At 40.1% G+C, this 9950-nt stretch carries 8 protein-coding genes and 1 riboswitch; of the genes, 5 read left to right on the forward strand and 3 right to left on the reverse strand.

The window, feature by feature from the left end; translation table 11 throughout:
- Positions 1 to 215: 215 nt before the first annotated feature.
- A riboswitch (cobalamin riboswitch) is annotated at positions 216 to 408 on the forward strand.
- Positions 409 to 490: 82 nt separating this feature from the next.
- The 5 genes from cobT to cobU all read left to right on the forward strand — a co-directional run bounded on the left by cobT (position 491) and on the right by cobU (position 3892).
- The gene (gene cobT / locus J1N10_RS16815; RefSeq protein WP_262327896.1) at positions 491 to 1525 is read left to right on the forward strand and encodes a nicotinate-nucleotide--dimethylbenzimidazole phosphoribosyltransferase; all 1035 of its coding nucleotides are present in this window, start codon (positions 491 to 493) and stop codon (positions 1523 to 1525) included.
- A gap of 64 nt (positions 1526 to 1589) precedes the next feature.
- The gene (locus tag J1N10_RS16820) at positions 1590 to 1952 is read left to right on the forward strand and encodes a four helix bundle protein (protein WP_262327897.1); all 363 of its coding nucleotides are present in this window, start codon (positions 1590 to 1592) and stop codon (positions 1950 to 1952) included.
- Between the two features lie 56 nt (positions 1953 to 2008).
- Positions 2009 to 2812 (forward strand): adenosylcobinamide-GDP ribazoletransferase, encoded by an 804-nt coding sequence (locus J1N10_RS16825; RefSeq protein WP_262327898.1) that lies wholly within the window; start codon positions 2009 to 2011, stop codon positions 2810 to 2812.
- A gap of 1 nt (position 2813) precedes the next feature.
- Positions 2814 to 3383, forward strand: coding sequence for an alpha-ribazole phosphatase (cobC, locus tag J1N10_RS16830; protein ID WP_262327899.1), 570 nt, complete (start codon positions 2814 to 2816; stop codon positions 3381 to 3383).
- A complete protein-coding gene (cobU, locus tag J1N10_RS16835; protein ID WP_262327900.1) occupies positions 3383 to 3892 on the forward strand; it encodes a bifunctional adenosylcobinamide kinase/adenosylcobinamide-phosphate guanylyltransferase in 510 nt (169 codons plus the stop codon). Before cobC ends, cobU begins: the two co-directional genes overlap by 1 nt.
- Positions 3893 to 3947: 55 nt before the next feature.
- On the opposite strand, the gene J1N10_RS16840 is transcribed toward cobU, so the two are convergent.
- From J1N10_RS16840 to J1N10_RS16850, 3 genes are read right to left on the reverse strand one after another with little or no spacing between them, the layout of a single operon-like run.
- A complete protein-coding gene (locus tag J1N10_RS16840) occupies positions 3948 to 4730 on the reverse strand; it encodes a hypothetical protein (RefSeq protein WP_262327901.1) in 783 nt (260 codons plus the stop codon).
- Positions 4731 to 4766: 36 nt separating this feature from the next.
- Positions 4767 to 6344, reverse strand: coding sequence for a RagB/SusD family nutrient uptake outer membrane protein (locus tag J1N10_RS16845; RefSeq protein ID WP_262327902.1), 1578 nt, complete (start codon positions 6342 to 6344; stop codon positions 4767 to 4769).
- Positions 6345 to 6354: 10 nt separating this feature from the next.
- Complete coding sequence (locus J1N10_RS16850; protein WP_262327903.1) at positions 6355 to 9522, reverse strand: SusC/RagA family TonB-linked outer membrane protein; 3168 nt, start codon at positions 9520 to 9522, stop codon at positions 6355 to 6357.
- Positions 9523 to 9950 lie beyond the last annotated feature (428 nt).

Genomic DNA, 9950 nt, shown 5'->3' on the forward strand with positions numbered 1-9950 from the left:
TACAACTGCCATCTGATTACAACAATCTGCCTCATTAAAAAATTTAATAAGTTGATAACGACGTTAATTAACGTCAAACGATTGTTATGTAATAGATTTTGTCTTCCCAAGCCGTGCGATAACGTATGGGGCGGATTTCCGGCAATTGTTTTTATAATGGAATGACAAAAATAAATATTTGTTTTAGCTTTTCATCATTCACCTCCGATATTTTTTATTTTTGCAACCATTAAGGTGCATTTGCTTAAAAAGGGAATCCGGTGCTGCATCAATGCAAAGTCCGGAGCTATCCCCGTAGCTGTAAGCCTCATTAAAACGTTTTGTATGATGCCACTATTCGCGCGCTGCGCATGGGAAGGCAACAAAACAGAGGTAAGCCAGAAGACCTGCCTTATTTTAATACTTCGGGGTAAAGTGAAAATTGTTAGCACCCTGCTAATACCTTTCATCTATCCTCCTGAAGCATGTTAAACCATTTAAACACTTAACAATGCAGGAGCAAACGATTACGACTGTAAAAACGGATTTGGATAATCAAATCCAGCAAAAAATTGACCTAAAAACAAAGCCATTGGGGGCATTAGGTACACTTGAGCAAATTGCCTTTAAAGTATGCCAAATCCAGGAAACACTTTCGCCTCAACTCAAGCAACCAAGTATTTTGGTTTGTGCCGGTGACCACGGTATTACGCACGAAAAAATCAGTCCTTTCCCACAGGAGGTAACGTTTCAGATGGTGATGAATTTCCTGGGTGGCGGAGCGGCTATCAATGTATTCTGTCGTCAGCACAACATCAATCTTTTAGTGGCCGATACTGGTGTTAACTACGATTTTGAACCATCGGAGCAACTGCTGGATTTAAAAGTCAGAAAAGGAACCCGCAATTTTGCAGTTGAACCAGCTATGACCATGGAAGAGTGTCAAACAGCCATGAACAATGGAGCAGCCATCATCGAAAAGCTGCACCAGGCAGGCACTAACATCGTTGGTTTTGGCGAAATGGGCATTGGCAACACCACAGCGGCTACTGCTTTACTATGTAAATATGCTGATTATTCGCCCTACGAAGCGAGCGGTGCCGGAACAGGATTAGATTCGCAAGGTATCCAACACAAAGCATCGGTCATTGAAAAAGCATTGAACTTACATGCAAAAATAAGTGACCCAAAAGAAATATTGGCTTGTTTTGGTGGCTACGAAATTGCGACCATCTGCGGCGCTATCCTAAAAGCAGCTGAATTAAAAATGGTGATTCTATCCGATGGTTTTATTGCCACATCAGCATTGATTGCAGCTCACGCCATCAATCCTAATGTAACCGATTATTGCCTCTTTGCTCACGAATCAAACGAACAAGGTCATAAACTGATGCTGGAACACTTAAAAGCAGAACCTATTCTCCATCTGGGTTTGCGCTTAGGCGAAGGAACCGGTTCAGCCATTGCTTTTCCAATTGTTCAGTCGGCCGTTAATTTCATGAATGAGATGAGTAGTTTTGAGGATGCCGGAGTGAGTAATGTATAAGTAGAAAGGAGGACGGAAGACTGAGGTCGGAAGACATTTGTCATCAACGCTTAAAGCATTCAAAATGGAAGAAACTAAATTCAAATTTGAAAGATTAATTATTTGGCAAAAAGCAATGGATTTTGGAGAGTCTATAAATAAGCTAGCCAAAACATTTCCGGCCGAAGAGCTCTATAATTTATCTTCCCAAATACGACGAGCTGGTGATTCAATTGCTTTAAATATTGCCGAAGGCTCTATTGGCCAAACCAATGCTGAGCAAAAGAAATTTATAGGTTATTCTATTCGTTCTTTAGCCGAAGTCATTACTTGTTTGCACAAAGCTAAATTAAGGAGTTATACAGATTATAATAATTTTGAACGCTTATATTCTGAAGCATTTTCATTAATGAACATGATGATTAGCTTCCGGAACAATATTAAATAATCCTAATCATCCTTCGGTCATCAGTCCTCCATCTTCCGTCTTTAAACTACAAAAAAATGAAACAACAACTCAACCTCCTTTTAACAGCCTTTGGCTTTTTTACACGGATACCGATTCCTTTTAACATCGCTTTTTCGCAAGAAAACCTTAACCGATGTAATCGTTATCTGCCAATTGTTGGCTTAGTCGTTGGCAGCATTAGTGCCCTGGTGTTTTATAGTGCTTCACTGCTTTTTACCACTTCCATTGCTGTTATCCTTTCCATGATAACATCGGTAATACTCACAGGTGCATTTCACGAAGATGGTTTTGCCGATGTGTGTGATGCCTTTGGCGGAGGGTGGACAAAAGAGAAGATACTCACCATTATGAAAGATTCAAGAGTGGGCGCCTATGGTGCCATTGGCATTCTACTGTTACTACTCCTGAAATTCTTTGCCATCAATGAAATACAGCCGAACTTGATTGTCAAAGCAATCATCTCGGCCCATGTTATCAGCCGTCTTATGGCTGTCTGGACGATGCATTCGTTGAATTACGTGCGCGAAGATGAGAGTAGCAAGTCGAAGCCAATAACAAAATCATTACAAAGCAAGGATTTGTTGCTGGCTTTTGTCCTTTCTCTTCCTGTATTGTTTTTATTTGGTGATTTACTTTATTTCCTGGTTTTAATTCCTGCCTTTATCGCTAAATTCTGGCTGGAGCGTTATTTTAAAAAATGGATTGGCGGCTATACGGGTGATTGCCTGGGGAGCATACAGCAAGTAACTGAAGTGGTGGTTTATCTAAGTATATTGGCAATTATCGCTTATCAAACTCACCAAAATTCATTTGAAGTTCAAATAAATAGCATTTTCTAATATGGAAATCTGGCTCATCAGACATACCACACCACAGGTTGATAACGGCGTTTGCTATGGTCAACTCGACTTAGATGTAATAGATTCTTTTATTGAGGAAGCAGGCCTTATCAAACAGCATGTTGAAGGTATTCAGTTTGATAAAGTATATTCCAGTCCATTAGTACGCTGTAAAAAACTAGCCGATAAACTGCCTACTTCTAATTCAATCATCTACGATAAGCGACTTAAAGAAATTGATTTCGGTCAATGGGAAGGCTTAGCTTGGAAATCCATTCCACATGATGAGATGGAACAATGGAGCGCTGATTATGTCAACAATACTGCACCTGATGGCGAAAGCTTTGGTCAACTAATTGAACGAACCAATGATTTTATCGCTCAACTAGGTACGGCATCTGACGAAAAAGTGGCTGTTATTACGCACTCAGGTATTATTCGGGCATTTCTGGTTAAGTATCTGCAAATACCAGCAACCAAAATTTTTAGCCTGGATTTATCCTTTGGTTGCATCGTTAAAATCATCATCCATTCAAAAGAATATCAACAAGTAAAATTTATCACTGCATAATGGGGAAAATCATTTTGATAACAGGCGGCCAGCGATCGGGTAAAAGCTCTTATGCACAGAAACTGGCACTGCAGATAGCTCCAAATCCGGTTTACCTGGCTACTTCTCGTATTTGGGACGACGAACATCAGCAAAGAATCAAACGCCACCAGGCTGACCGTGGCTCTGAATGGACGAATATTGAAGAAGAGAAACAACTATCCAATCATCAGCTTGAAGGCAGAGTTATTTTAATCGATTGTGTGACGCTTTGGCTCACCAATTTCTTTTTTGATAATGACAGTAATATTGAGCAATCACTCACTGAGGCAAAAACAGAATTTGAGCAATTCATCAAACAAGATGCTACCTTTATCTTTGTCACCAATGAAATTGGCCTGGGTGGCATGCCCGATAATCCGATTCAACGAAAATTTACCGACCTACAAGGTTGGATGAATCAACACATTGCTTTACATGCGAACGAAGTTTACCTAATGGTTTCAGGTATTGCAATGGAGGTGAAATGAAAAATGCCTCCGGCAGCAACCGAAGGCATTATCACTAAATCTAAACCACTGGACACTATGGGAATGTTATCACTTCATCCCAGGCACCCCATGTATGATCATACTCAGGTAAATAGTGTTCAATTTGCATTGTAAACACTTTCTTACCCTCATTATTATTGGAAATAGTACCAGTTCCGGCAATGCGTACCGGCAATTCCACTCCCGTGTGAAACCACCCTTTTTGTTCAGGTATAGATACAGTAGCAGCCCCTTCATTGGCAATTATAAGTACATCAAAACCTGCTTCATACAGGGCTTCAGCCATATAAATATCTAATCCAATAGCTTTATAAAGATTTACATCGCGGGTTTCCTCGTCCCAGGTACTGGCAAAACTTCCTGTACCAAGCATCTCAAAATTCAACTCGAGCTGACCACTAAAAACCGCCGTATTGTACAGAGGTGATGCATTATCACCACTTACCACCAGCTCGAACGAATAAACTGTAGCTGGATCAATAGCTCCCGGATCGGTGGCTATAATTTTAGCATAGGCCAAGGCACTTCCCTGTTCAAAAGTTAGGTTTTGGCTTTCCAATTCAAAAAGTCCGCTACCATTGCTACTATTTAGTACCAGGTTAGCCTCTGTACCAGAAACATTCTTCAGCGTACGATGTATTGGAAAAGATATCGAATAACTATTATCAGCATTTAACTTATAGGGTGCGTCCACTGCTGTTACCCCAACGGCAACATAATCAACACCTCCTGCATCAAATTTTGTTTGTATGTTGTCTTGGTCGCAACTACTAAGTGCAACAAAGCAAAACAGTAAAGCATATATTAAGTTCTTCATTTTTTCTCCTTTAATTATTCAAATGATTTTAATTTCTTACCATGGGTTTTGATCCGTCGTGGCATCCATGGCTTCATTACCGTCAAACTCGGCTTGAGGTATAGCCATTACCCAATCAGGACAAAGCGGATTTTCTGAATCAATATAAGGTATCAATTCGCTGTGGTTGCTACCTGCATAGTCGCGCGTAAAGCCAGTTCCTAAACGCTTTACATCATAAATACGCGATATTTCTCCCCATAATTCAATGCGTCGTTGAAGCATTATTTCATCCATCAGTGTAATGCTACCCGACGATGGGGTTGTTGGTCCGTTGTCGCTATCCGTTGTAAGGGTATTAGCATCCGTTAAGCTACTAATATCATAATCAGTCTGACGCTCTTCCATTAAGTCCTCAAGAATCGTTCGAGCCTCACCATACTGCTCCAACATACATTTAGCTTCGGCTTGCATCAACAACATTTCTTCATGGCGCATAAAAATATAATCCCCAGCGCCGGTGGCCACATTGGCAAACTGAAATTTAAACTGATTATAACTTTTTTGTGTACCCGTAGCCTGCTCTTCAGCAATAGGACCGTACCACCAGTTCTTACGCACATCGTTTACCTTCACCTGATCGTATAACCATTTACTAACACAAACACGAGCCCGACTGGCATAATAATCAGAGGCACTAGCATCCATATGCCCAAACAACATAGCGCGTCCAGCCTCTGCTACTTGATCATCTAATACTTCAAAACCCCATAAAACACAACTTTTTGTAGCATCGTTAAATGCAAATCCACCAGATATATCAGCGCCAGCCAACATAGATGTACCACCTTTTAAGGCTTCTGCAGCTGCATCATAGGCTTCCTGCCAACGTTCCTGCTCAAGCATAATACGGGCTTTTAAGCCATTCGCTGAATAATAATCCAGGTTAGAAATATGAACACGTTCCTGTGCTTTATCCGGATCTAAACGGATCACGGCACTGTCAATATCAGCGTTAATCAACTTATAAACATCGTTTAATGTGCCACGTCCAACGCCTTCGGTTTCAATAGTGGTTGGCTCAGTATAAATTGGCACGCCTGGTAGTTCACCACCACCAACTGCTAATGACTGTTGATAGAAACGCGCGAGGTAGAAATAAGAAAATGCTCTTAAAGCGTATGCCTGCCCCATCAAAGAGTTTATCTTACTTGGAGCTCCTGTTAGGGTTTCTTTTGAGGCCAAGATAGAATTCACATTGGTAATCAGGGTGTAGTAAAAATTCCAGCTTGAATATGGGCGACCGCGGGTATTCGTAAAGTCTGATTTTACCTGATACATATAATCGTAATAAAACCAACCGCTACCCATTTCGGCTTGAACCATATCTTCTGCCATCAGGTTACCGGTATGAACAATGGCGATATGACCAAACTGCTCATGTTCCCAACCAGTTCCCCACTCGGTAACATACATGGCCCGATACAAACCATTAATGGTACTCATTGCTTTATCAACATCGGAAAATAACTCGGCTCCTCCTGCCTGATCGGTAGGAAAAGTATCCAGGTTGTCTTCACAAGACGCTATAGCCAACACCGCGCCTATCAGTAAAATATATTTTAATTTCTTCATGCTTTCTTTCTTAAAATTTAACATCGATACCAAATAGAGTTGTACTAACCGGTGCATAAACATAATCAGTTGAACCAGAGAAGTTGTATTGCGGATCTAAACCATCGAGATGAGAAAACAAAGCAATGTTATCAAGTGTGATATACAAGCGAACTCTGTCGATTCCGATTGATGAAACTACATTTTCAGGCAATGTGTAACCCAGCGTTATATTCTTGATTGCGAAATAAGATGCATCAATTAAACCGGCATCATTTTGTGCACGGGCAAACCCGGTGCCGTTTTCAACACGCGGAATATCTGTTACATCACCAGGTTGCTGCCAGGCTCTTTTGATATTCTTGTGATAGTTAGCGCCAACATAAATAGGATTCAACAAATCCTGGTATAAATAATCATAAACATATCCGCCAACTGAGAAGGTTGTAAGGAAAGATGCATCAAAATTACGCAGGAATGTGAATTCACTTCCGAACGAACCGTAGAAATCCGGAATACGGCTACCACTTATAACACTGGAATTAACAGCTTCGCTCTTCTGGTCTGAAATAGAATAAGTACGGTTACCATCTTCATCTTCTTCAAAAACATGATACAACTGAGCACCATTAGTTGGGTCAACACCAGCACTCTTAGCCAGCCAGAATGAATTAATCTCCTCTCCGACCTTATTAATACGAATTCCGCTGATTATCTGATCTTTCTCCCCATCAAGTTTTAAAATCTCGTTTTTAACCGTTGACAGGTTGACAGATGCTATCCAATTGAAGTTGGTTGATTTAACAACCTCAACCGCAGTACTGAACTCAATACCTTTGTTTGACATCTCTCCTACATTATCCCAGTAATTTTCAAAACCTGTTGACAAAGGCATTGGGCGTTTCATCAACATATCAATTGTTTTACGGTTGTAATACTCAAAGGTAAAATTAGCCCGATTGAACAGACGTGCTTCGATACCAATGTTAAAGTTCAGATTCTCCTCCCACTTAATATCTTCATTACCTAAATCGGCCAAACGAGAACCACCCAGGGTAGCATTAGGCCAGGTTAAATCATAAAGTGTTTGCCAGGCATAATAGTTATCCTCATCGACCGTATTAATGTTATCATTTCCCTGGAGACCATAACTGGCCTTTAATGTTAAGTTGTCGATAAAATCAACACCAGCCATAAAGCTTTCTTCAGATAGACGCCACGATGCACCTAAAGACCAGAAATTACCCCAACGATTATCTTTATGGAAACGTGAAGAGGCATCTGCACGGAAGCTGGCACTCAAGTAATAGCGATCTTTAAAATCGTAAGTAATATTGGTAAAATACGATTCAATGGCATAATTATCTTCATAAGAGGTTAAATCTTTGGTAGTTGTACCAGGAGCAAGCTCAACAATGCCAGCGAAAGGAAAACCTGACTTTTCACCACGCATGTAATTATATCGATATTCATAATTTTCGTGCCCCAGTAATACACCTAAACTATGTTCGCCAAAATCTTTGTTATACCTAAGTAACTGGTTCCAGGTATAAGAGAAAGTGCGGATATTATACTTTGTCAGGTAGCCTTTTGCTGATGCAAAACTTCCAAAATCAGGATTGTTATAAAGGTATCGGTTTTCGTTAGCCAAATCGAAACCAATGGTGGTTGAAAGGCTTAACCCGCTGACAAAATTACTAATGCCATCTCCGATTAAATCAATATGGAAACGCCCCGACATATTATCGAATTGGCGAACACTTTCGTCTTCATAGAGATTAGCTACCGAGTTAAAGTTAGCGCTGGCTCCACTGGGTCGATTAATACCATAATCAAATTGTTTCTCTCCTGTTTCTGACAAAATTAAATCGCCGTTTCTTTCACGCTCATATACCGGATAGAGCGATGGCATAAACTGGGCAGAATACCAAACATTTGAAGACTGTGTGGCTGTTGCAGACAGATAATCGGTTTTTGTTTTAGCAAAATTGACATTACCACCATATTTTATCCATGGCTCTGTTTCAAACTCTGCACCAACACGTCCTGAGAAACGTTCAAAGTTGGTGTTTTTTAATAAACCTTCCTCTTCTAAATAGGCAAATGATGAAAACAACTGAATCTTCTCTGTTCCGCCATTAACCAATATCTGGTATTCCTGCCGAATGGCATTTTCATTGGTTATTTCATCCTGCCAGTCACTTTCAAAAGCCAGGTTAGCATTCGGATTAACCTTACCGGTCGTTGGGTCGATCAAACTAGCAACAGGCATATCAAAGAAGTTGTACTGTTCATTGGCACCAAATATGCCATTATTGCCATTCATCTCAGCAAGCGCCAACTCTCCAGCCAAATGAGGTGCTACATTTTTCTGATAAATCAACTGGTTCTTATACCCTTGAAACGCCGTTTCGATATATTCGGTTGCATTTAACGTTTCGTAGGGCTTAATGGCCCGATTAGCAATACCTCTAGATACTTTGAGTTCAATAGAAGTCTTTCCACTTTTTCCTTTTTTTGTTGTTATTAGAACCACTCCGTTAGCTCCCCGCGAACCATACAAAGCACCTGCCGAAGCATCTTTAAGCACTGTAACCGACTCAATATCGCTGTTACTAATGGCATTTAAGTTCCCATCATAAGGTATACCATCCACGACATAAAGAGGTGCATTACTCGAATTAATGGAGCCAAAGCCGCGGATGCGAATGGAAGCTCCTTCACCTGGCTGCCCCGAACCAGAAGTTGATTGAACACCAGCCACCTGACCATCAATCGCTTTTGTAATATCTGAAGCTACTCGTTTTTCGAGCTTTTCTACCCCAACCACTTCGGCCGAACCTGTAAATGATTCTTTCTTGGCAGTACCATAAGCTACTACCATCACCTCACCTACTTCAACATCATCGCCCTTAAGATTAACGTTAATCACCGTCTGACCATTGATAGGAATTTCCTGGGTGGTCATTCCTACAAATGAAAAAACAAGCGTGATCGCATCTGCTGGAGTAGATAAAGAATAGTTACCTTCATAATCAGTAACGGTACCAATGGATGTGCCTTTCACTACAACGGATACACCCGGTATAGGCTCTCCATCTTCATTACTGACAACTCTACCAGTAATGGTTGATTGAGCAAACAAAGACGTTTGTCCGATTAATAATAGGACAAACAGTAAACATGCAATTTTTCGCATAGACTAAAGGTTTTAATTAATAATTGTGTTAAGTGCCGTATAGGCAGAATTAGTATTTTATAATTCACACAACTATTAAACCTTCAGCATTGAACATTACAGCTAAACCATAGGTTTGCCGCATGTTAATATGGCAGGAATAATTAAAATCTACTGGGACTAGATTTTGGTTTAAGTTAATACGATTTTATCAGTTCGTATGAATTGTTTTATCCACTTATTGACTAATAAAAAAATCGTCGATTCGAACATCTAATTAAGGTATTCGAAATACTAATATATGGAATTAATATGAAATAACAATATTTAACGTTTTTTATTTATTTTATCTAGCGATACTAAACAAATATAAAACAGAAGGGGATGCCCTTTAACATCCCCTTCCTCACACAACTAAACCTTTAATCTACGTTCCATCACAGCTTAAA

This window comes from Carboxylicivirga litoralis (assembly GCF_025499605.1).
Taxonomy (GTDB): domain Bacteria; phylum Bacteroidota; class Bacteroidia; order Bacteroidales; family Marinilabiliaceae; genus Carboxylicivirga; species Carboxylicivirga litoralis.